Raw genomic sequence first — 21854 nt, 5'->3', positions numbered from 1 at the left:
GGTCGTCCTCCCGAGGAGGTGCTCGTGGTCGCCCTCATCGTCATCTTGTTCCCTCCCCTGCTGATCGCGTTCCTGCTGGTCATGGAGCGGGTCGAGGAGCCACTGCGGCGCCCGACCTCGCAGCGGGAGGTCGAGGACTTCCTCGGCTCGGCCACCCCGGGCGAGGTGGGCACGTTGGCCAACTCGGGGATCCGCCGGGCGATGAGCCGCTGGCGGGCGCGCCGCCGCGGCCGGGCCCGCAGCGCCCCCCGTCCGGTGCTGACCGAGCGGGCCCACCCGGTGGCCGACGCCGACATCGACCCGGTCGACGAGGACTGAGTTCCGGGCGTCCGACCTGCACCGCAGGGAGCTGTGGCCACCCGCTGCCACTCAGAGTGGGCAGGTTCGTGACGGAGTGCACTGGTGAGGCGGGCCACAGGCCCTAGACTCTCCGAGTAACGCGGGTCGCCATCGCACCCGTGAGGACGTTGCGAGAGGTGCACGTGGACGAGGTCCTTGCCCAGTCCGGTCTCTTCCAGGGGCTGTCGGAAGATGCCGCCGAGCCGGTGGCGAGCGCACTGGAGACGGTGGTGCTGCCCCGCGGCCGGGTCGTCTTCAACGAGGGCGAGTCGGGCGACAGCCTCTACGTCGTCCTGTCCGGCAAGGTGAAGATCTCCCGCCGGGCACCGGACGGCCGGGAGAACGTGCTGGCCGTGATGGGCCCCTCCGACCAGTTCGGTGAGCTCTCGGTTTTCGACCCGGGTCCGCGCACCGCGACGGCCACCGCCGTCACCGACGTGCGCCTGGCCAAGATGCCGAACACCATGCTGCGGCCGTGGATCACCGCCCACCCCGAGATCGGCGAGCAGCTGCTGCGGGTGCTGGCCCGGCGGCTGCGGCGCACCAACGACTCGGTCGCCGACCTCATCTTCACCGACGTCCCCGGCCGGGTGGCCAAGGCGCTGCTGCAGATGGCCGACCGCTTCGGCAGCCGGGAGACCGACGGTCTCCGCGTCAAGCACGACCTGACCCAGGAGGAGCTGGCCCAGCTGGTGGGCGCCTCCCGCGAGACGGTGAACAAGGCGCTGGCCGACTTCGTGCACCGCGGCTGGATCCAGCTGCAGGGCAAGTCGGTCGTCGTCCTCGACGAAGAGCGTCTCCGCCGCCGCGCCCGCTGACCCCACGGCGCTGACGAGGGCCCCTCCCGGTTCACCGGGAGGGGCCCTCGTCGATGTGGTGGCAATCAGGTGCCCCAGTGGTGCGAACCCGAGCGCAGCGAGGGTGGCCCGGGGACGGGGCCCGCAGGGTCCCTCACCGGGACACGGCCAACCACGCAACGCAGCCGCCGCCGGCACCTGGCCGCGGTACTACACCCGAGCGGAGCGAGGGGTGGCCCGGGGACGGGGCCCGGAGGGTCCCTCCCCGGGACACGGCCAACGGCTCAGCGCACCCGGCACCGGCTCCTGGCCGCGTTGTGATCCGGCAGGATCACGAAGGCAGAGCCGCGACCATCCGGATCCGGGTCCCGTCGGGCAGCACCGCGTAGTTGCCGTCCGGCCCCTGCTCGAAGGTGGGGCTGATCGGCTCGAGGGGTGCCGGCGGCGATCCGGCCAGGGTCGCCGCGGCGTCGGGGAAGGCCGCCAGCTGGCCCAGCGTGTGGATCGTGGGCGGCAGCATCGGCCGGGTCCCGGCCGCGTGCTCGGCGAGCGCGGCGGCGGGCGTCGTCCAGACCGCTTCGTCGGCCTCTCCGGAGACGTCGCGCGCCTCCTGGCCGACGGGCAGCAGCGCGGCGAAGAACTTGGTGTCGTAACGCCGTCGTTCCGGGGGCGGGGTGATCCAGTGCGCGAAGGGCCGCAGCAGGTCGGCCCGCAGTGCGAGCCCGCGGCCGGCCAGCAGCTCGGCCAGCGAGAGCTCGTGGGCCATGAGGGCCTGCCGCTCCGCCTCCCAGTCGTCGCCGGAGACGTCGGGCACCACGACGCCGGAGCCGTCCGCCGGGCCGGCCAGCAGCACGCCTGCCTCCTCGAACGTCTCCCGGACGGCGGCGCACACCAGCTCGCGGGCCAGTCGCTCGTCGCAGCCGAAGGCGCTCGCCCAGTGGGCCGGCGGCGGGCCCACCCAGGCCAGCTCGGTGTCACCGTCCCGGTCGTCGACCCCGCCACCGGGGTAGGCGGTCATCCCCCCGGCGAACGGCATCCCCCGCGTCCGCCGCAGCAGGTACACCTCCGGCCCCGCGGCACCGTCCCGGAGCAACAACACCGTCGCCGCCTGCCGGATCGGCGCCGGACCGTTCACCGCAGCTCGACGGTGAGCTCGACCTCGACCGGAGCGTTCATCGGGAGCTCGGCGACGCCGACGGCGCTGCGGGCGTGCTGCCCGGCCTCACCGAAGACGCGGCCGAGGAACTCGCTGGCGCCGTTGACGACCCGCGGCTGGGCGGAGAAGCCCTCGGCGCTGGCCACGTAGCCGACGACCCGCACGATGCGGGCCACGGAGTCCAGGCCGACCAGGTCGTCGATCGCGGCCAGCGCGTTGAGCGCGCACACCTTGGCGTCGCCCGCGGCGTCCTCGATGTCGACGGCGCCGCCGACCTTGCCGGTGCGGCGCAGCCCGCCGTCGACGAACGGCAGCTGACCGGAGGTGAAGACCAGCTGGCCGGTGCGGATGGCCGGCACGTAGGCGGCGACCGGGGCGGCCACCGGGGGGAGCCGGACGCCGAGCTCGGCGAGCCGGGCGTGCCAGGAGACGGGGCTGGTCATCGTCGTCTCAGCTGGTCGGGCGCTTGAGGTAGGCCACCAGCTGGTCGCCGCCGCCCGGACCGGGGACGACGGTCACCAGCTCCCAGCCGTCGACGCCCCAGGAGTCCAGGATCGCCTTGGTGTTGTGGGTGAGCAGCGGGATGGTCGCGTACTCCCAGGTCCGACGGGCCGAATCACTCATGCCGCGACGCTAGCGCAGGCGGGATGCGCCGGGAGCGGCCACCGCTCGTAGGCTGGTGCGGGTGAGCTCAGAGCCCGTGCACCGGGAACCGTCGCGTCCAGGAGCGGTGCCGGTGCGGTGCCATGTCGTCACCGGGAAGGGCGGCACCGGGAAGACGACGGTCGCCGCGGCCCTCGCCCTCTCGCTGGCCGCCGACGGCGGCCACGTGCTGCTGGTGGAGACCGAGGGCCGGCAGGGCATCGCCCAGCTGTTCGACACCCCGCCACTGCCCTACGAGGAGCGGCGGGTCGCGGTGGCCCGAGGGGGCGGTGAGGTGAAGGCGCTGGCGATCGACGTCGAGGCGGCCTTCCTCGAGTACCTGGACATGTTCTACAACCTGAAGCGGGCCGGCCGGGCGCTGCGCAAGATGGGTGCGATCGACTTCGCCACCGCCATCGCGCCCGGGCTCCGCGACGTGCTGCTCACCGGGAAGGTCAAGGAGGCGGTGACCCGGCGGGAGAACGGCCGACCGGTCTACGACGCCGTCGTCGTGGACGCACCACCGACCGGCCGGATCACCCGGTTCCTGAACGTGACCAACGAGGTGTCCGGACTGGCCCGGTCGGGCCCGATCAGGGCGCAGAGCGACGGGGTGATGGCGGTGTTCCGTTCGCCGCAGACGGCGGTGCACGTGGTGACCCTGCTGGAGGACATGCCGGTCCAGGAGACCGCCGACGCGATCACCGAGCTGACCGCGGCCGGGCTGCCGGTCGGGTCGGTGATCGTCAACATGGCGACCGAGCCGCTCCTGCCCGCGTCCAGCCTGGCCCGCATCGCCGAGGGCCGGCTGACCGGCGAGGACCTGCAGCCGGCCCTCGGCGCGGCCCAGCTGGCCGGGGCCGACGGGCTGGCGGACGGGCTGGTGGCCGAGGCGGTCGAGCACGCCCGCCGCTGGATCTCCCAGGACGCACTGCGCGGTGACGTCGAGGCGCTGGGCCGCCCGGTGGTGGAGCTGCCGCTGTCGTCGTCGCCGATCGACCTGGGCTGCCTGTTCGAGCTGGCCGACCGGCTCGACGGGCACCTGCGCAGCGAGGTGGCCGCGTGACCGCCGCCCAGCCGCCCCGGCGGCCCGCCCCGGCACCGTCGCTGGACCTGGCCGCGCTGGTCAGCGACCGGGAGACGCGGATCATCGTGTGCTGCGGCTCCGGTGGCGTGGGCAAGACGACGACCTCGGCGGCGCTCGCGCTGGCCGCGGCCGAGGCCGGCCGGGAGGTCGTGGTGCTGACCATCGACCCGGCCCGCCGGCTGGCCCAGTCGCTGGGCCTGGTCGAGCTGGACAACGAACCGCGGCTGGTCGAGACGCCCGGTGCCCCGGGCGAGCTGCACGCGATGATGCTGGACATGAAGCGGACGTTCGACGACGTCGTCTCCGCGCACTCGACGCCCGAGCGGGCGCAGGTGATCTTCGACAACCCCTTCTACCAGGCGCTCTCCTCCTCCTTCGCCGGGACGCAGGAGTACATGGCGATGGAGAAGCTCGGGCAGCTGCGGGCCAGCGACCGCTGGGACCTGGTCATCGTCGACACCCCGCCGTCCCGGTCGGCGCTGGACTTCCTGGACGCCCCGAACCGGATGAGCCGCTTCCTCGACGGCACGATGATCCGGCTGCTGACCGCCCCGGCGCGGGCCGGCGGCCGGGCCGGGGTGCGGTTCTTGGGCGCCGGCTTCCTGCTGTTCAGCCGGATCATCAGCAAGATCCTGGGCGGCCAGCTGCTCAACGACATCTCCGCGTTCGTCTCCGCGCTGGACACCATGTTCGGGGGCTTCCGGGAGCGGGCGAACGCGACCTACGAGCTGCTCCGCCAGCCGGGGACGTCGTTCGTCGTCGTCGCCGCCCCGGAGCCGGACGCGCTGCGCGAGGCCTCCTACTTCGTCGACCGGCTCTCCACCGAGGGGATGCCGCTGGCCGGGCTGGTGCTCAACCGCACCCACCCGCCGGCCACCACGGCCCTGTCGGCCACCCGCGCGGAGGGCGCCGCCGAGGCGGTGGCCGAGGCCGGGGGCCCGGGCGCCGAGCTCGCCGCGGGGGCGCTGCGGGTGCACGCCGAGCGGATGACGGTCGCCACCCGGGAGCAGCGGCTGGCCGACCGGTTCACCAGCGCCCACCCGGAGGTGCCGGTGCGGACGGTGCCGGCGGCGGCCGGGGACGTCCACGACCTGGACGGGCTGCGGGTGATGGGCGAGGCGCTGCTCGCCGCGGAGGGCGACACCGGGACGGGCACGCCGCGCAGTCGGGTGCTGCCGGTCCGCCCCCAGGCCGGCTGACCGGCGCCCCTCCCGCGGGGCGGGAGGGGCAGGAGGAACAGGTGCGTCCCCCGTTCGTGTCCACGTCATCCCGGAGCCTGGTCCCGGTCGTGACGCTCCGTTAGCGTCCGCCCGACCGTTCCGTCGGAGGGATGACACACCAGGCATGAGCACCACACCCGAGCTCGACCGCACCACCGCGACGACGTCGCCGGAGCCGGCCGGGCTCTTCGGCACCGGCTCCACCGTCCCCGCCGCCGAGCTCCCCGTCGAGATCCCGGTCGACACCGCCGGACTCTCCCCCGACGACAAGGCCCGCACCAAGGTCATCACCAGTGCGATCCGCCGCCGGTCGCAGGAGCTGCGGCGCGACCACCCCGTGCTGCGGCACCAGGACGCCCTCGGGCTCACCGCGTTCGCGGTCGCAGTGCTCGGCTTCACCGGCAGCGGCGCCCTCTACCTGACCGGGGTGCTGCCCTGGTACGTGACCCTGCTGCTGTCGGCGGCCTTCGCCGCGGTCGGGCACGAGGTGGAGCACGACCTGATCCACGCGCTCTACTTCCGCCGTCGCAAGGCCGTCCGGTACGCGCTGCTCTTCGGCGTCTGGGCGATCCGGCCGTACACGATCAACCCCGTGTACCGGATCCGGCTGCACCTGCGGCACCACGCGTACTCGGGTCTGCCCGACGACATCGAGGAGGTGTCGATCACGAACGGCAAGCCGTGGGGCGCCGTCCGGCTGTACAGCCTCCTGGACCCCTACGTGCCGGCGCTGGTCCGGATCGTCACCACCCGGCCGAAGGACGCCGAGGACGCGCTGTGGCGCCGCACCATCCTCAAGGCCAGCATCGGGCTGACCCCGGTGGCGATCACCATCTGGTACGCGTTCCTCGGGCTGCACCTGGCGAGCTGGCTGGGCGCCGAGGTGCCCGCGACCTGGCTGCAGGCGCTGACCGTGCTGACCGTCGTGTGGGTCGGCCCCAACGTCTGGCGCGGCTTCTGCCTGCACTTCATCAGCAGCAACATGCACTACCAGGGGGACGTCGAGCAGGGGAACGTGCTGCAGCAGACCCAGGTGTTCAACCGCTGGTACCTGGTGCCCTTCCAGGTGTTCTGCCTCAACTTCGGCAGCACCCACCCGATCCACCACTTCTACGTGGCCGACCCGTTCTACGTGCGGCAGCTGATGGAGCGGGACATCCACCCGGTGCTGGCCGCCAACGGGGTGCGGTTCAACGACATGGGCACGTTCAAGCGGGCGAACCGCTACCAGACCTCCTGACCGCCGTGCGGAGCGGCCTCCCGACACCGTCGGCGGCCGCTCCGCGCGTTGCGTCGCAGACCACCCCACACGGGCTCACCGGGCAGGTACCTTGGCCTGCGATGTCCGACTCTGCGCGTTCTCCGCTCGGTGCCCTGGTCAAGCTGGCCGTCACGATCGTCGTGGCCGGCGCCCTGGTCGCTGCCATGTTGCTGCCCTGGGTCGGGGGGACCGGGCTCGTCGCCCGGAACTCCGCCAGCCTGCTCGACGCCCTCCCGGTCGAGCTCACCGACGAGACGCCGAACGGCAACGCCACCATGGTGGCCGCCGACGGGACGCCGATCACGCAGTTCTACGACAACAACCGCACGCCGATGACGCACGACCAGATCTCCGACGTGATGAAGCAGGCGATCGTCGACATCGAGGACTCGCGCTTCTACCAGCACAACGGGCTGGACATCGAGGGCACGACGCGGGCGCTGGCGAAGAACCTCGCTGCCGGGGAGGTGCTCGAGGGCGGGTCGACGCTGACCCAGCAGCTGGTCAAGCAGACCCTGTTGCAGACCGCGGACGACGCCGACGAGCGGGCCGCTGCCGCGGAGGAGTCGGTCGGCCGCAAGCTCAAGGAGGCCCGCCTCGCCCTCGCGCTGGAGGAGGAGTACTCCAAGGACGAGATCCTCACCCGCTACCTGAACATCGCCTACTTCGGCCAGGGCGCCTACGGCATCCAGTCGGCCGCGCAGAAGTACTTCAGCGTGAACGCCGCCGACCTGACGCTGCCGCAGGCCTCGGTGCTCGCCGGGCTGGTGCAGAGCCCCAAGTTCGACCCGATCGCCTACCCGGCGGAGGCGACCGCCCGGCGCGACCAGGTGCTGAACCGGATGCACGAGCTCGGGCACATCACCGACCAGGAGCTCGCCGACGTCTCGGCCGCACCGATCCCGCTGGCCCCCGGCGGCAACGCGCCCAACGGCTGCATCGACGCCACGATCGGCGGCTTCTTCTGCGACTACGTCACCAGCTACCTGACCGGCACGCTCGGGCTGAGCATGGACGACATCAAGGACAACGGCTGGACGATCCAGACCACCTTGCGCCCGGACATGCAGGTCGCCGCCGACCAGGCAGTGCTCAAGACCCAGGGCATGGGGGACCCGATCGTCGGGGTCTACGACGCGATCGAGCCCGGCACCGGGCACGTGCTGGCGATGAGCGTGAACCGGCGGTTCGGCTGTGGCGACCCGGCAGCGGGCTGCGAGTCGGTCAACTTCGCCACCATCCCGACCAAGGGCTCGGGGTCGACGTTCAAGACGTTCGTCGCCGCCGCCGCGCTGGAGCAGGGGCTGCCGGCCAGCCACACCATCACCACCAGCGAGCCCTACACCAGCCGGGTCTACCAGGGCTTCAACACCGACACCGCGGAGTACGAGCCCTACTCGGTCGGCAACGTGGGCAACAACTACCCGAACACGCTGACCATGACCCAGGCGCTGTACATGTCCTCCAACACCTACTTCCTGGCGCTGGAGGACGCACTGGGCCGCATCGAGCCGGCCGTCCGGATGGCCGAGCGGCTGGGCATGGACTTCGACTACTCGGTGACCCAGACCCCGGCCGAGCAGATCATCGCCGAGAACCGTCCCTCGTTCGCCTACGGCACCGACGGGGTGAGCCCGCTCGACCTGGCCAACGCCTACGCGACGATCGCCGCGAGCGGCGTCAGGTGCACCCCGAAGCCGGTGCTGCAGATCCTCGACCGCAACGGCGAGCCGGTCACCGACGACGACGGCCAGCCCGTGGTCCCGGCCGACCAGTGCGAGCAGGTGGTCGAGCCCGGCCTCGCGAACACCCTGGCCCAGATGCTGCGCAAGGACGTCGAGCCGGGCAACCGGATGCAGACCGGCTCGCGCGCCTACATCCCCGGCCACCAGATCGCCGGCAAGACCGGCACGGTGAACAACAACGACTCGGTCACCTTCGTCGGCATGACCCCGGAGTACGCCGCCAGCGTCATGGTGTTCCGCCCGACCGGCACCGACAGCGTCGGTGGCTACGGCGGCGGCCGGCCGGCCACCATCTGGCACGACGCGATGCTGCCGATCCTGTCGGCGCAGCCCACCGCGGAGTTCCCGGCGGCCGACCCGAAGTACGCCGGGCGCGGGGTGGACGCACCGCCCACGAGCGCCCGGTCCTCGTCCTCGTCCTCGGACGACGACCGTGACTCGCGGCGCCGGAACCGGACGTCGAGCCGGGACAGCAGCCCGGCGCCCGCGCCGGTCCCGGCGACCCAGCCGGCCCCGGAGACCGCCGCGACGCCGTCCACCGAAGCGGCTCCCCCGGTCGACCCCGCGGCTCCGCAGCCCGATCTGGACGGGGACGGACAGCCGGGCTGACCGAACGGACGAGGGGCCGGGCCTGCGGGCCCGGCCCCTCGTCCTTTCCGGACGTTGAGTCCGCGCCGCTCAGCCGAGCTGCCGGCGGACCTCCGCGGCCACCCGGCCGCCGTCCGCGCGACCGGCCACCCGGCCCTGCACGGCCCCCATGGCCTTGCCCATGTCCTTCATCCCGGCTGCACCGGTCGTGGTGATCACGTCGGCGACGAGCGCGCTCAGGTCGGCGTCGTCGAGCTGGGCGGGCAGGTAGGTCGCCAGCACCCCCTCCTCCGCCTTCTCCCGCTCGGCCTGGTCGGCGCGGCCGGCACCGGCGAAGGCGTCGGCCGCCTCACGGCGCTTCTTCGCCTCCCGGCGCAGCACCGCCTGCACCTCGTCGTCGCTCAGCTCACGGGCCTCCTTGCCGGAGACCTCCTCGGCGGTCACGGCGGAGAGCACCATGCGCAGCGTCGCGGTGCGCAGCTCGTCGCGGCTCTTCATGGCGGTGGTCAGGTCGGCGCGCAGTCGGTCCTTCAGCTCAGGCACGGTGCAGAGCCTGCCACCTCCCCCCGGACCCGGACGACGCAGTTCCCCCGCCCCCTAGGCTCAGGCGATGCGCGCGACCACCGCCGTCCCTGCCGCCCTGCTGGCCACCGGCGCCGCCACCGTCGCCTACGCCGGCCTCGTCGAGCGCACCCACTGGACGCTGCGCCGCTTCGACGTCCCGGTGCTGCCGCCCGGCTCGCGGCCGCTCACCGTCCTGCAGCTGTCGGACCTGCACATGACCGCCGGACAGCACAGCAAGCAGGCCTGGGTCGCCGGGCTCGCCGCACTGCACCCGGACGTCGTCGTCACCACCGGCGACAACCTGGCCGGGATGGACGCCGTGCCGCCGACGCTGCGGGCGCTGGAGCCGCTGATGGAGCTCCCCGGCGCCTTCGTGCTGGCCAGCAACGACTACTACGCGCCCCGGCCGAAGAACCCGTTGAAGTACTTCAAGACCGACCACAAGCGCGTGCACGGGGACGAGCTGCCGTGGCGCGAACTGCGCGACGGCATGACCTCCCGCGGCTGGCTGGACCTCACCAACGGCACCGGCACGCTGGACGTGCGCGGGGTCCGGATCGCGCTGGCCGGCGTCGACGACCCGCACCTGGAGCTGGACCGGTACGACGACGTCGCCGGGCCGGCCGACCCCACGGCCGACGTGCGGATCGGGCTGGTGCACTCCCCCGAGCCGCGGGTGCTCGACCGGTTCGCCGCGGACGGGTACGACCTGCTGCTGTGCGGGCACACGCACGGCGGGCAGCTGCGGGTGCCCTTCCACGGCGCCCTGGTCACCAACTGCGGCATCGACCGGGAGCACGTGCGCTGGCTGCACCGGTGGACGCAGCCCGGCGAGGGCACTCCGAACGGCACCTGGCTGCACGTCTCCGCCGGTCTGGGCACCAGCCCGTACGCGCCGCTGCGGTTCGCCTGCCCGCCGGAGGCGACGCTGCTGACCCTCACCGGACGACCTGCCTGACACCGCTGTCGGGAGCTCTCCAGCGGTCAGCTAGAGTGGCTACCGCACCTCGGGGTGTGGCGCAGCTTGGTAGCGCGCGTCGTTCGGGACGACGAGGCCGCAGGTTCAAATCCTGTCACCCCGACCACCCACTCAGGGACCGCCGATCCGGCGGTCCCTGAGTGCGTTCGGGGCACAGGTCACTCCCCCGCCCCGTTTCCGCCCGCCGTCCCGCGGGCACCGGGCCAACGGTGACCGAATGGCTGCTCCTGCTGGCGGCCGTGCTGTTGACCGCGCTCACCGGGTTCTTCGTCGCGGCAGAGTTCTCCCTCACCACCGTCGACCGCGGCAAGGCCGACGAGGCCGCGCAGGCAGGTGACGAGCGCGCCGCCGGCGTCGTCACGGCCCTGCGGGGGCTGTCCACCCAGCTGTCGGCGGCCCAGTTGGGCATCACGCTGACCACGCTGGTCGTCGGCTTCCTCGCCGAACCCGCCCTGGGCGGACTGCTGGAGCCGGTGCTCGAGGCGATCGGGCTCCCCGACAGCTCGACGACCCCGATCGCGATCGCGCTGGCGATCTTCCTGGCCACGTTCCTGCAGATGATCATCGGCGAGCTGGGGCCCAAGAACCTGGCGATCGCCCGGCCGCTGCCCACCGCCGCGCTCGTCGCCCCCGGCATGCGGCTGTTCACCACCGTGACCGGTCCGGTGGTGCGCACCCTGCAGCGCCTGGCCAACGCGATCGTGCGCCGGCTGGGCTTCGAGCCCCGCGAGGAGCTCGACGACACCCGTGACGCCCAGGGCCTGGCCGCCGTCGCTCGGCGATCGGCCGAGGAAGGTGACCTCTCCCCGGTCGCCGCCCGGCTGCTGGCCCGCTCCCTCGGCCTGCGCGAGAAGTTCGCCACCGACGTGATGACGCCGCGGACGCGGCTGTGGACGCTGAGCTCGGCAGCGACCGCCGCCGACGTCATCGACGCCGCCATCCGCTCGGGCAACTCCCGGTTCCCGGTGTACGGCGCCGACCTCGACGAGGTCACCGGCGTGGTGCACGTCAAGCACGCGATCTCCGTCCCCGACGAGGAGCGACTCGAGCGCACCGCCGGCGAGCTGGCCGAGCCGGTGCTCGCCGTCCCCTCCTCGCTGCGCCTGGACCCGCTGCTGGACCTGCTGCGTGAGCAGGGGCTGCAGCTGGCCCTGGTCGTCGACGAGTGGGGCGCCACCCACGGCATCGTGACGCTGGAGGACATCGTCGAGGAGCTGGTCGGCGAGATCGCCGACGAGACCGACCGGCCGCTGCGCCAGCTGCGCCGCGACGCCGACGACTGGGTGCTCTCCGGCCTGCTGCGCCCGGACGAGCTGCGCGAGCGCACCGGTGTCTCGGTGCCCGAGGGCCGGTACGAGACGGTCGCCGGGTTCGTCATCGAGCGGTTGGCCCACCTGCCGGAGCAGGGTGAGTCGGTGGAGGTCGAGGGCTGGCGGCTCACCGTCGACGAGGTCGAGGGACGACGCGTCTCCCGGCTGCGGGCCACGCCCGTCCCGGCCGAGGACGACGACGCGGGCACCGACGACAGCCCCTCCCCGGCCGGCGCCACCGCCGTCCGCCCCGAACGAGAGGTGGCCCGGGCATGAGCGACGGTCTCGCACTCCTGGTCCTGGTCGTCCTGCTGCTGGGCAACGCCTTCTTCGTCGCCGCCGAGTTCGCGCTCGTCTCCGCCCGCGCCGACCAGATCGAGCCGCGCGCGGAGGCCGGGTCGGTGCGCGCCCAGAAGACCCTGGTGGCGATGCGGAACGTCAGCCAGATGATGGCCGGCGCCCAGCTGGGGATCACGCTGTGCTCCCTGGGGCTCGGCGCGATCGGCGAGCCCGCGGTCGCGCACCTGATCGAGGTGCCACTGGCGGCTGTCGGGGCGCCCGAGGCGCTGCTGCACCCGATCGCCCTGGTGATCGCCCTGTCCGTGGTCACCGTGCTGCACATGGTGCTGGGCGAGATGGTGCCCAAGAACATCACGATCGCCGGGCCCGACCGGGCGGCGATCGCCCTCGGCCCGCCGCTGGCCCTGGTCGTGCGGGTGCTGAAGCCGTTCATCTGGTTCTTCAACACCGTCGCCAACGGCTTCGTGCGGCTGTTCGGGGTCACCCCCACCGACGAGGTCGCGGCCAGCTTCGACCACGACGAGATCCAGTCGATGATCACCCAGTCGCGGCGGGAGGGGCTGCTGGGCAGCGAGGTCAGCGTCCTGGCCGCCGGTGCGCTGACCTTCGAGCAGAACGACGTCAGCTCGGTGCTGCTGCCGCCGGACTCCCTGGTCACCGTGCCCCGCTCCGCCACCCCGCGGCAGCTGGAGGGCGTCGTGGCCGAGCACGGCTACAGCCGCTACCCGATGCGCGACGACGACGGCTCGCTGGTCGGCTACGTGCACGTCAAGGACGTGCTGGGCAGCGGCCCGACGTCCCGGGACCAGCCGGTGCCCGACCAGGCGGTGATCTCCTTCGTCGAGCTCACCCCGGACGAGCCGTTGCCGGAGGTGCTGCAGGAGATGCGCCGGTCCGGTGCGCACCTGGGGCTGGTGCGCGACGGTGACCGGGTGCTCGGCCTGGTGGCCCTGGAGGACGTGCTCGAGCAGCTGATCGGCGACGTCCGGGACGCCGGTGTCGAACGCCCCGCCGCCGGCCGCCCACCCCTCGGCCGGACGCCCGCTGCGGAGGCCGTGGTCGGCGCCGGCGGCAGGTGACACCGCCGGCGCCGACTCCTCCGGGTCGACCGGTCAGCGGCGCGGCGGGAGCACCATCCGGCGGACGTCGACCAGGGCCAGCGCGGCCAGCCCGAGGATCGGCAACAGGGTCACCTGCACCAGGCCGGCCCCGGACCAGTCGAAGGCGGCGACCAGCCGGGCGAACAGCAGCCCGGAGACGGCTGCCGCCACGTAGTACGTGAACATGAAGAGCCCGGCGCCCCGGCCCACGTGCTCGGGGCGCACCGCCCGCTGCATGCCCGTCGTGCAGTTGGTGAAGAGCACACCGCTGGCGAAGGCGCCCATCAGGAACGCCAGCACGTACTGCGCGGACGCGCCCTCGGCGAAACGGTAGATCGCCAGACCGGTGAGCGAGGAGCCCACGAAGCCGACCGCGAGCAGCATCCGCTGGTCGTAGCGGTCGGCCAGCCAGCCGACCGGCAGCGCCATCATGGCGCCGAAACCGACCAGCGAGGCCGCCCACGCCGCCTGCGCGGGCGCCAGCCCGAGCTCCTCCCGCAGGAAGGTCGGGTAGAGGCCGAGGAAGCCGTAGAACACCAGGCCGGAGATCGCCGAGGCCAGGCCCATGCCCAGGGTGCCGCGGTTGTACGGGCTCGCCGGCACGTGCGTGTAGTCGGCGGTGTCGGCCGTGCCGCTCCGCCCGGCCAGCGCCTCGCTCATCGCCCGCGGGACGGTGAACAGCAGCACGACCGCCATGACCAGGCCGGCGACACCGAAGACGATGAACGGCGCCCGCCAGCTGTCGACGGCGAGAGCGAGCTGCTGGCCGACGATCGGTCCGAGGAACACGCCGAGGCCGAAGGCGACGCCGATGAACCCGGCGGCGACCGCCCGGCGGTGGAAGAAGTAGGCGCCGACGATGGCGTAGATGGCCGTGGCCTGCACGCCCTCCCCGACACCGGAGATCAGCCGGTAGACCGCCATGTCGCCGAAGCCGGTGGCCAGCGGGATGGCGAGCGTGCCGAGGGAGTAGACGACCACGCTGACGACCACGATCAGCTTGCGGGACAGCCGGTCCAGCAGGTAGCCCGCCGGGACACCGGTGAGTGCGATGCCCAGCGTGAAGCCCGTGGCCAGCAGGCCGGTCTGGTCGAGGGAGAACCCGTACTCCTCGCGGATCTGCGGCAGCAGCGGGTAGAACACCTGCCGGTCCATCGCATTGAGCATGTAGGAGAGGCAGAGTGCGGCGAAGCCGACCGCCACCGCCACCGTCGAGGCAGGACCGCCCGTCCGGCTGGCCGCTGGGGCCTCCGCTCCGGAGGCCGGCGGGAGGGTCGAGTGGGACATGGGGACTCCTGGGGATCGTCGACGGTGACGCGTCCGACTGACGGACGTTCGTCCGCCAGGCGGTAGCGTGAGGCTCGTCACCTGATCCGTCAAGTCCGGGTCGGCCGCGTCGGGACCGCCCCGGCGACGCCCCCGGAGGACGCGCCACCGACAGGGGGAAGATGGCCCGGTGACTGCCGAGCCCACGCAGAACCCGCCCGCGCCCGCCCTCCCGGAGGAGGTCACCGCGCGTTGGCAGGCCCGGTTCCGTGCCCCCCGGGTCAGCCTGCCCGACTGGGCCGAGGACGCCCCGCAGCGCAGCCTGTACGCCTCCGACGTCAGCGGCGTCGTCGAGCAGTACGCCTGGGACCGGGACACCGACACCCACCGGCAGGTCACCGACCGGGCCAACGGCACGCTGGCCGCCACGCTGACCTCCGACGGCGAGACGATCTGGTGGTTCGCCGACACCGACGGCGACGAGTTCGGCATCTGGATGACCCAGCCCTTCGCCGGCGGCCCGGACGCCGTGGCGCTGCCGGAGGTGGGTCCGGCCTACCCCGCCGGCCTGGAGCTGGGCCACAGGGTCACCGCGGTGGGTCGCTCGACCGACGACGGCAGCGAGCTGTGGATCGCCCCCGCCGGCGGGACGCCCACGGTCTTCTACTCCTCGCCGGACACCGCCGGGGTGGACGCGCTCTCCCGCGACGACTCCCTGCTGGTCTTCTCGCACTCCGAGCACGGCGACCCGCGCTACCCCGCGCTGCGCGTGCTGCGCACCGCCGACCTCTCCCTCGTCGCCGACCGGTGGGACGGCGAGGGCCGGGGCCTGCATGCGCTGAGCTTCTCCCCCGTGCCCGGCGACCAGCAGCTGCTGGTCGGCCACGAACGCCGCGGCCGCGAGGAGCTGCTGATCTGGGACGTCGCCGCCGGCACCGAGACCGAGCTGGTCCTGGACCTGCCGGGTGACGTGACCGCCGGCTGGTACCCGGACGGTTCGGCGCTGCTGGTGGGGCACGACCACGCTGCCCGCAGCGAGCTGTACCGCTACGACCTGGGCTCGGGGGCGCTGGAGCAGCTGGACACCCCGCACGGCGTGGTCCGCGGCGCGACCGCCCGCCCCGACGGCACGGTGGAGCTGGCCTGGTCGTCGGCCGAGCTGCCCCCGGTCATCCGCCGGGCCGACGGCCCGGTCGTGCTGGCCGCGCCGGGCGAGGCACCGCCGGCCGCCTACCCGGTCGAGGACCGCTGGGTGCCCGGCCCGGGGGGCGACGTGCACGCGCTGTTGGTCCGGCCGGCCGGGGAGGGTCCGTTCGCGACCGCCTTCCTGGTGCACGGCGGCCCGGAGTCCCAGGACGACGACTCCTACCGCGCGCGCCGGGCGGCCTACGTGGACGCCGGCTACGCGGTCGTGCACGTGAACTACCGAGGCTCCACCGGCTACGGCAGCGAGTGGCGTGACGCGCTCACCGGGCGACCGGGGCTCACCGAGCTGGAGGACGTCGGCGCCGTCTACGACGCCCTGGTCGCCGAGGGCGTGGTCGACCCGACCCGCACGATCCTCTCGGGCGGCTCGTGGGGCGGCTTCCTCACCCTCCTCGGCCTGGGCACCCAGCCCGAGCGCTGGTCGGCCGGGATCGCCGAGGTGCCGGTGGCGGACTACCTGGCCGCCTACGAGGACGAGATGGAGGGGCTGCGCGCCTACGACCGCGCGCTGTTCGGCGGCTCACCGGAGGAGGTGCGGGACGTCTACGTGCGCTCGTCACCGATCACCTACGTCGACGCGGTCGCCGCCCCGGTCCTCGTCGTCGCCGGTGCGAACGACCCGCGCTGCCCCATCCGCCAGATCGACAACTACCTGGCCGCGCTGACCGAGCGGGGCAAGGACCACGAGGTCTACCGCTTCGACGCCGGCCACGGCTCCCTGGTCATCGAGGAGACCATCCGCCAGGTCGAGGTCGCCCTCAGCTTCGCCCTCCGCCACGTCAAGCCGTAGGCGCGGTCGAGCCGCCCGTAGGAGCAGTCGAGCCCGCAGGAACTACCACCTGCGAGTGCGGTTCGGCGGCACTGCAGCGCCAGCTGCTGGTGCCCGCCCGGCGCGGGGCCGGAGGCTCCCGCCGGGCGGGCACCGGTGCCGCGGTCGCGCCGACGGGAGGACGGAGTCCTCCCCGAGGTGCGACGGGCAGCGGCTCATCGCAGCCCGGGCACGGCTCCTGGCCGCGGTGTCACGCGGAGCGTGACGATGCAATCAACTCCGCGATCTGCACCGTGTTGAGGGCAGCGCCCTTGCGCAGGTTGTCGTTGCTGATGAACAGCGCCAGGCCGCGGTCGCCGTCCTGCCGGATCCGGCCGACGTAGCTGGGGTCCTTGCCGGCTGCCTGCAGGGGGGTCGGCACGTCGACCAGCTGCACGCCCGGTGCGGCCGACAGCAGCTCGGTCGCCCGGGCGACGCTGAGGTCGCGGGCGAACTCGACGTTCAGCGACAGCGAGTGCCCGGTGAACACCGGCACGCGCACGCAGGTGCCGGAGACCCGCAGGTCGGGGATGCCGAGGATCTTGCGGCTCTCGTTGCGGAGCTTCTGCTCCTCGTCGGTCTCGAAGCTGCCGTCGTCGACGACGGAGCCGGCCATCGGGAGCACGTTGAACGCGATCGGGGCGACGTACACGGCCGGTGCCGGGTACGTCACGGCCGACCCGTCGTAGGCCAGTTCGTCGGCCTTCTCCACGACGGCGAGCGCCTGCCCGTGCAGCTCGCGGACGCCGGCGACGCCGGAGCCGGACACCGCCTGGTAGGTGCTGGCCACGATGCGGGTCAGCCCCGCCTCGTCGTGCAGCGGCTTGAGCACCGGCATCGCGGCCATCGTGGTGCAGTTCGGGTTGGCGATGATCCGGCCCTCGGCGGCGAGCGCGATGTCCCCGGGGTTCACCTCGCTGCAGACCAGCGGGATCGCCGGGTCCCGACGGAATGCCGAGCTGTTGTCGATGACGGTCACGCCTGCCGCGGCGAACCGGGGGGCCTGCGCGCGAGAGGTCGTCGCACCGGCGGAGAACAGTGCGACGTCCAGCCCGGTCGGGTCGGCGGTGGCGGCGTCCTCGACGACGACCTCGCCGTCGCCCCAGGGCAGCGTGCTGCCGGCCGAGCGGGCGGAGGCGAAGAACCGGATGGAGGCCAGCGGGAAGTCCCGTTCGGCCAGGATGGAGCGCATCGCCACGCCGACCTGACCGGTCGCGCCGACGATGCCCAGGTGCAGCGGGCGGCTCATCGTCCGGTACCTCCGTAGACCACTGCCTCGCCCTGCTCGGAGCCGAGGTCGAACGCGTCGTGCACCGCGCGGACGGCGAGATCGACGTCGGTGTCCCGGCAGACCACCGAGATGCGGATCTCCGAGGTGCTGATCAGCTCCAGGTTGACCCCGGCGTCGGCGAGCGCGCCGAAGAACTTGGCCGAGACGCCCGGGTGCGAGCGCATGCCCGCGCCCACCAGGGAGACCTTGCCGATGTGCTGGTCGAAGCTGACGTCGGTGTAGCCGACCGTGTGCTTGACCCGCTCCAGGGCGGCGATGGCGGTGGGGCCGTCGCTGACCGGCAGCGTGAAGGAGATGTCGGTCAGCTTCGCCTCGGTGGAGACGTTCTGCACGATCATGTCGATGTTGACCTCGGCGTCGGCGAGCACGCGGAAGATCTGCGCTGCCTCACCCGGGCGGTCGGGCACCCCGGACACGGTGATCTTGCCCTCGCTCCGGTCGTGCGCGACGCCGGTGATGATCGCCTGTTCCACGGTGAGGTCCTCCATCGAGCCGGCCACGATCGTGCCGGGGAGCTGTGAGTAGGAGCTGCGGACGTGCACCGGGATGCCGTACCGGCGGGCGTACTCGACGCAGCGGAGCATGAGCACCTTCGCCCCGGAGGCGGCCAGCTCGAGCATCTCCTCGTAGGTGATGGTCTCCAGCCGCTTGGCGTTCGGCACGATCCGCGGGTCGGCGGTGAAGACGCCGTCCACATCGGTGTAGATCTCGCAGACGTCGGCCTGCAGCGCAGCCGCGACGGCGACGGCGGTGGTGTCCGAGCCGCCCCGCCCGAGGGTGGTGACGTCCTTGGTGTCCTGGCTGACGCCCTGGAAGCCGGCGACGATGACGATCGAGCCGTCGTCCAGCGCATCGCGCAGCCGGCCCGGCGTGACGTCGATGATCCGCGCCTTGCCGTGGCTGGAGGTGGTGATCACCCCGGCCTGCGAACCGGTGAACGACCGCGCCTCGTACCCGTGGGTCGAGATCGCGATGGCCAGCAGCGCCATGGAGATCCGCTCGCCCGCGGTCAGCAGCATGTCCAGCTCGCGACCCGGCGGGTCGGCGGTGATCTGACGGGCCTGGTCCAGCAGCTCGTCGGTCGTGTCGCCCATGGCGGACACGACGACGACCACGTCGTCGCCGTTCTTCTTCGCCTCGACGATGCGCTCGGCCACACGCTTGACGCGCTCGGCATTCGCGACGGAGGAACCGCCGTACTTCTGTACCACCAAGGCCACGGGTCCAGGCTACCGGCGTGGCGTCGCCGGCCCGACGTCCGCACGGCGCGCCGCACTCGCCCCGCCCGCCGCGCCCGCAAGCTCTGCGCAGACTGCGGCTGTCCACCGGAAGACGGTGCCCCCCCTTCCCGTCCGCGCCGCAGGTCCTCCGCGAGCGGCCCCCTCCGTGCGACAGACCCCCGGGCGAGTTGTGCTCTGGTGCAGCAGTGCGGCCAGAGCACAACTGCCCGCGACCTGCCTCCCCCCGTCCACACGGTGACCGCCGTCCACGGCTCTCGCCCGGGTGGGCTCACCGGGCGGCTGAGCCGACACGCTCGGCAGGTGTCAGCACCCCCGCCCGCGCCCGAGCCCGAGACAGCGACAGCGACAGCGACAGCGACAGCGACAGAGACAGAGCCCGTGCCGGTGGACGTCGACGTGGCGGGGATGCTGCGGCGGGTGCGCCGGCTGGCCGACCTGTCGCAGCGTGAGCTGGCCGGGGCGAGCGGCGTCTCCCGGGACCGCGTGGGCCGCGCAGAGGCCGGTCGCGGCGACCTGCGCGTGCGCGAGTTCGCCCGCCTCGTCTCGCTGGCCCGGCTGCGCCTGGTCCTGCTGGACGCCCAGGGGCAGGAGGTCGCACCGATGTCCGCCGCCGCCGTCCGGGACCGGGCCGGACGGCAGTTCCCCGCGCACCTGGACACCCGGCACGGGGACGAGGCCTGGTGGTCCGGCCCGCACCGGCACACCCGCCGCCAGCCGGACGTCACCTTCGACCGGGACCGCCGCAGCCGGGACTCCTGGCGTCGACGGCTGGGCATCCCGGAGGACCACCTGGTGCCCCGCCCCGGCGACTCCCTGGCGGAGCGGGCCGCGGCGCGGAGGTGGACGGCACTCCTCCGCCAGCGGGAACAGCGGGAGGCCGCCTGGCGGGCGTGGCTCGCGTCCGGCGAGCTCGGCGGCCCCGACTGGGCCACCGGCTGCACCTGCCCGCCCGGGTGCGAGTACGCCGAGGCGTCCAACGCCGACCTCGGGCACGCACCGGCCTGCGCCTGCGGCTGCGACGTGGCCTGACCCGCTGCTACCGTGACGCCGTGCGCGGCAGCCTCCTTCTTATCAGCCGCGGCGAGGCCCTCTCCTAGGTCGGCTCCCTCGCCGCGGTGATCGCGCGTCCCCGGGCGCCAGCTGACCGCATCCCGGAGCTGTCCGCAGCCCGCCAGAGGAGCCCCCCGTGAACGAGAACCACCCGCACGCCCGCAACCCCCAGCGCCCCTCGCCGATGCCGATCGGCAAGTACGCGCCCTTCGCCCCCATCCCGCTGCCCGACCGCACGTGGCCGGAGACGACCACGACGGCCGCCCCCCGCTGGTGCGCCGTCGACCTGCGCGACGGCAACCAGGCGCTGATCGACCCGATGACCCCCGAGCGCAAGCGGCGGATGTTCGAGCTGCTGGTGCGGATGGGCTACAAGGAGATCGAGGTCGGCTTCCCGGCGGCCAGCCAGACCGACTTCGACTTCATCCGCGAGCTGGTCGAGCAGGACCTGGTCCCCGACGACGTCACCGTCCAGGTGCTGACCCAGGCTCGCGACGAGCTGATCGAGCGGACCTTCGAGTCGCTGCGCGGTGCCAAGCAGGCGATCGTGCACCTCTACAACTCGACCTCCACGCTGCAGCGCCGGGTCGTGTTCGGCCAGGACCGCGCCGGCATCACCGAGATCGCCGTCCACGGCGCACAGCTGGTGCGCAAGCTGGCCGAGCAGGCCGGGGACACCGAGATCCGCTTCCAGTACTCCCCCGAGTCGTTCACCGGCACCGAGCTGGACTTCGCCGTCGAGGTCTGCAACGCCGTCACCGACGTGTGGGAGCCGACCCCCGACCGGCCGACCATCCTCAACCTGCCGGCGACCGTGGAGATGGCCGAGCCGACGGTCTACGCCGACCAGATCGAGTGGATGCACCGCAATCTGGGCCGCCGAGACTCCGTCGTGCTGAGCCTGCACCCGCACAACGACCGGGGCACCGCCGTGGCCGCCGCCGAGCTGGGCCACCGCGCCGGGGCAGACCGGATCGAGGGCTGCCTGTTCGGCAACGGCGAGCGGACCGGCAACGTCGACCTGGTGACCCTGGGCCTGAACCTGTTCAGCCAGGGCATCGACCCGCAGATCGACTTCTCCGACATCGACGAGATCCGGCGCACCGTCGAGTTCTGCAACCAGCTGGGTGTGCACGAGCGGCATCCCTACGGCGGCGACCTGGTCTACACCGCGTTCTCCGGCTCGCACCAGGACGCGATCAACAAGGGCTTCGCGGTCATGAAGGCCGACGCCGAGGCGGCCGGCACGAGCGTCGACGAGATCCCGTGGGCGGTCCCCTACCTGCCGATCGACCCCAAGGACGTCGGTCGCAGCTACGAGGCCGTGATCCGGGTGAACAGCCAGTCCGGCAAGGGCGGCGTCGCCTACATCATGAAGACCGAGAACCACCTCGACCTGCCGCGCCGGCTGCAGATCGAGTTCAGCGCCGTCGTCCAGCGGCACACCGAGGACGAGGGCGGCGAGGTGACCGCCGAGCAGATGTGGACGGCCTTCTCCAACGAGTACCTGCCCGACGCCGACGCCCCCTGGGGCCGGTTCGCCCTGAGCGGGCACGAGCACACCGCGTCCGGCGCCGGCCCCGACGAGCTCACCGCACAGCTCGTCGACGCCGGCGTGCCGCACACGGTCCGCGGCCGCGGCAACGGCCCGATCGCGGCGTTCGTCGATGCGCTCTCCAGCGTGGGCGTCGACGTCCGCGTGCTCGACTACGCCGAGCACGCGCTCTCCTCCGGCGGCGACGCCCGAGCCGCCGCCTACGTCGAGTGCGCCGTCGGCGAGCGGGTGCTGTGGGGCGTCGGGATCGACGCCAACATCGTCACCGCGTCCCTGCGCGCGGTCGTCTCCGCGGTGAACCGGGCCCAGCGGTAGGAGTCGGGCGGTCCGGGTGCCGGGGACCCCGCAC

General features: G+C 73.1%; 19 protein-coding genes and 1 tRNA gene. 13 read left to right on the top strand and 7 right to left on the bottom strand.

Features of this window, described 5'->3' with window-relative positions; all coding sequences use genetic code 11:
- Positions 1-24: 24 nt before the first annotated feature.
- Together O2W16_RS15300 and O2W16_RS15295 are read left to right on the top strand one after the other, a co-directional pair.
- Positions 25-318 (top strand): hypothetical protein, encoded by a 294-nt coding sequence (locus tag O2W16_RS15300; RefSeq protein WP_269159670.1) that lies wholly within the window; start codon positions 25-27, stop codon positions 316-318.
- A gap of 140 nt (positions 319-458) precedes the next feature.
- On the top strand, positions 459-1157 hold the full coding sequence (locus tag O2W16_RS15295) for a Crp/Fnr family transcriptional regulator (RefSeq protein ID WP_269159669.1): 699 nt from the start codon (positions 459-461) through the stop codon (positions 1155-1157).
- A 310-nt stretch (positions 1158-1467) separates the two neighbouring features.
- On the opposite strand, the gene O2W16_RS15290 is transcribed toward O2W16_RS15295, so the two are convergent.
- From O2W16_RS15290 to O2W16_RS15280, 3 genes are read right to left on the bottom strand one after another with little or no spacing between them, the layout of a single operon-like run.
- Entirely contained in the window at positions 1468-2271 is an 804-nt protein-coding gene (locus O2W16_RS15290) for an NUDIX hydrolase (protein ID WP_269159668.1), read from the bottom strand.
- Positions 2268-2735 carry a RidA family protein gene (locus O2W16_RS15285; RefSeq protein WP_269159667.1) on the bottom strand — a complete coding sequence of 156 codons (468 nt, stop codon included), beginning with the start codon at positions 2733-2735 and terminating at the stop codon, positions 2268-2270. Before O2W16_RS15285 ends, O2W16_RS15290 begins: the two co-directional genes overlap by 4 nt.
- 7 nt (positions 2736-2742) lie before the next feature.
- Positions 2743-2916: a hypothetical protein gene (locus tag O2W16_RS15280; RefSeq protein ID WP_269159666.1), complete on the bottom strand. Its 174-nt coding sequence runs from the start codon at positions 2914-2916 to the stop codon at positions 2743-2745.
- A gap of 61 nt (positions 2917-2977) precedes the next feature.
- Between O2W16_RS15280 and O2W16_RS15275 the strand changes: the two genes are divergently transcribed.
- From O2W16_RS15275 to O2W16_RS15260, 4 genes are all read left to right on the top strand, one after another.
- Positions 2978-4000 carry an ArsA-related P-loop ATPase gene (locus O2W16_RS15275; protein WP_269159665.1) on the top strand — a complete coding sequence of 341 codons (1023 nt, stop codon included), beginning with the start codon at positions 2978-2980 and terminating at the stop codon, positions 3998-4000.
- A complete protein-coding gene (locus tag O2W16_RS15270) occupies positions 3997-5220 on the top strand; it encodes an ArsA family ATPase (RefSeq protein ID WP_269159664.1) in 1224 nt (407 codons plus the stop codon). The genes O2W16_RS15275 and O2W16_RS15270 overlap by 4 nt, the downstream gene beginning before the upstream one ends.
- A 145-nt stretch (positions 5221-5365) precedes the next feature.
- Entirely contained in the window at positions 5366-6481 is a 1116-nt protein-coding gene (locus tag O2W16_RS15265) for a fatty acid desaturase (RefSeq protein WP_269159663.1), read from the top strand.
- Between the two features lie 101 nt (positions 6482-6582).
- Positions 6583-8856, top strand: coding sequence for a transglycosylase domain-containing protein (locus O2W16_RS15260; protein ID WP_269159662.1), 2274 nt, complete (start codon positions 6583-6585; stop codon positions 8854-8856).
- A gap of 69 nt (positions 8857-8925) precedes the next feature.
- Here O2W16_RS15260 and O2W16_RS15255 read toward each other — a convergent pair whose 3' ends face one another.
- Positions 8926-9378 (bottom strand): GatB/YqeY domain-containing protein, encoded by a 453-nt coding sequence (locus O2W16_RS15255; protein WP_269159661.1) that lies wholly within the window; start codon positions 9376-9378, stop codon positions 8926-8928.
- Between the two features lie 67 nt (positions 9379-9445).
- Here O2W16_RS15255 and O2W16_RS15250 point away from each other — a divergent pair, with 67 nt between their 5' ends.
- From O2W16_RS15250 to O2W16_RS15235, 4 genes are all read left to right on the top strand, one after another.
- Complete coding sequence (locus tag O2W16_RS15250) at positions 9446-10357, top strand: metallophosphoesterase (RefSeq protein ID WP_269159660.1); 912 nt, start codon at positions 9446-9448, stop codon at positions 10355-10357.
- A gap of 50 nt (positions 10358-10407) precedes the next feature.
- Positions 10408-10484: transfer RNA gene (locus tag O2W16_RS15245), tRNA-Pro, on the top strand.
- Positions 10485-10587: 103 nt separating this feature from the next.
- The gene (locus O2W16_RS15240; RefSeq protein WP_269159659.1) at positions 10588-11964 is read left to right on the top strand and encodes a hemolysin family protein; all 1377 of its coding nucleotides are present in this window, start codon (positions 10588-10590) and stop codon (positions 11962-11964) included.
- Positions 11961-13067 carry a hemolysin family protein gene (locus tag O2W16_RS15235; RefSeq protein ID WP_269159658.1) on the top strand — a complete coding sequence of 369 codons (1107 nt, stop codon included), beginning with the start codon at positions 11961-11963 and terminating at the stop codon, positions 13065-13067. The genes O2W16_RS15240 and O2W16_RS15235 overlap by 4 nt, the downstream gene beginning before the upstream one ends.
- A gap of 33 nt (positions 13068-13100) precedes the next feature.
- Here the strand turns inward: O2W16_RS15235 and O2W16_RS15230 are convergent, their stop codons facing one another.
- Positions 13101-14375 (bottom strand): MFS transporter, encoded by a 1275-nt coding sequence (locus O2W16_RS15230; RefSeq protein WP_269159657.1) that lies wholly within the window; start codon positions 14373-14375, stop codon positions 13101-13103.
- 169 nt (positions 14376-14544) lie between these two features.
- Here O2W16_RS15230 and O2W16_RS15225 point away from each other — a divergent pair, with 169 nt between their 5' ends.
- On the top strand, positions 14545-16350 hold the full coding sequence (locus O2W16_RS15225) for a S9 family peptidase (protein ID WP_269159656.1): 1806 nt from the start codon (positions 14545-14547) through the stop codon (positions 16348-16350).
- Positions 16351-16579: 229 nt separating this feature from the next.
- Here the strand turns inward: O2W16_RS15225 and O2W16_RS15220 are convergent, their stop codons facing one another.
- A complete protein-coding gene (locus tag O2W16_RS15220) occupies positions 16580-17617 on the bottom strand; it encodes an aspartate-semialdehyde dehydrogenase (protein ID WP_269159655.1) in 1038 nt (345 codons plus the stop codon).
- Positions 17614-18879: an aspartate kinase gene (locus O2W16_RS15215; protein WP_269159654.1), complete on the bottom strand. Its 1266-nt coding sequence runs from the start codon at positions 18877-18879 to the stop codon at positions 17614-17616. The genes O2W16_RS15220 and O2W16_RS15215 overlap by 4 nt, the downstream gene beginning before the upstream one ends.
- Positions 18880-19278: 399 nt before the next feature.
- On the opposite strand from O2W16_RS15215, the gene O2W16_RS15210 reads away from it, so the two are divergent.
- Both O2W16_RS15210 and leuA read left to right on the top strand, forming a co-directional pair.
- On the top strand, positions 19279-19929 hold the full coding sequence (locus O2W16_RS15210) for a helix-turn-helix domain-containing protein (RefSeq protein WP_269159653.1): 651 nt from the start codon (positions 19279-19281) through the stop codon (positions 19927-19929).
- A 157-nt stretch (positions 19930-20086) separates the two neighbouring features.
- Positions 20087-21820, top strand: coding sequence for a 2-isopropylmalate synthase (gene leuA / locus O2W16_RS15205; RefSeq protein WP_269159652.1), 1734 nt, complete (start codon positions 20087-20089; stop codon positions 21818-21820).
- Positions 21821-21854 lie beyond the last annotated feature (34 nt).

It is taken from the genome of Modestobacter sp. VKM Ac-2984 (assembly GCF_026967985.1).
GTDB lineage: Bacteria > Actinomycetota > Actinomycetes > Mycobacteriales > Geodermatophilaceae > Modestobacter.
The sequence above is the reverse complement of the archived record's forward strand: the minus strand, read 5'-3'. Positions and strand labels throughout refer to the sequence as shown.

Coding starts and splice junctions, on each gene's coding strand:
- O2W16_RS15285 (WP_269159667.1), bottom strand. CDS start 2,735: ATGACCAGCCCCGTCTCCTGGCACGCCCGGCTCGCCGAGCTCGGCGTC.
- O2W16_RS15250 (WP_269159660.1), top strand. CDS start 9,446: ATGCGCGCGACCACCGCCGTCCCTGCCGCCCTGCTGGCCACCGGCGCC.
- O2W16_RS15230 (WP_269159657.1), bottom strand. CDS start 14,375: ATGTCCCACTCGACCCTCCCGCCGGCCTCCGGAGCGGAGGCCCCAGCG.
- O2W16_RS15280 (WP_269159666.1), bottom strand. CDS start 2,916: ATGAGTGATTCGGCCCGTCGGACCTGGGAGTACGCGACCATCCCGCTG.
- O2W16_RS15220 (WP_269159655.1), bottom strand. CDS start 17,617: ATGAGCCGCCCGCTGCACCTGGGCATCGTCGGCGCGACCGGTCAGGTC.
- O2W16_RS15260 (WP_269159662.1), top strand. CDS start 6,583: ATGTCCGACTCTGCGCGTTCTCCGCTCGGTGCCCTGGTCAAGCTGGCC.
- O2W16_RS15265 (WP_269159663.1), top strand. CDS start 5,366: ATGAGCACCACACCCGAGCTCGACCGCACCACCGCGACGACGTCGCCG.
- O2W16_RS15235 (WP_269159658.1), top strand. CDS start 11,961: ATGAGCGACGGTCTCGCACTCCTGGTCCTGGTCGTCCTGCTGCTGGGC.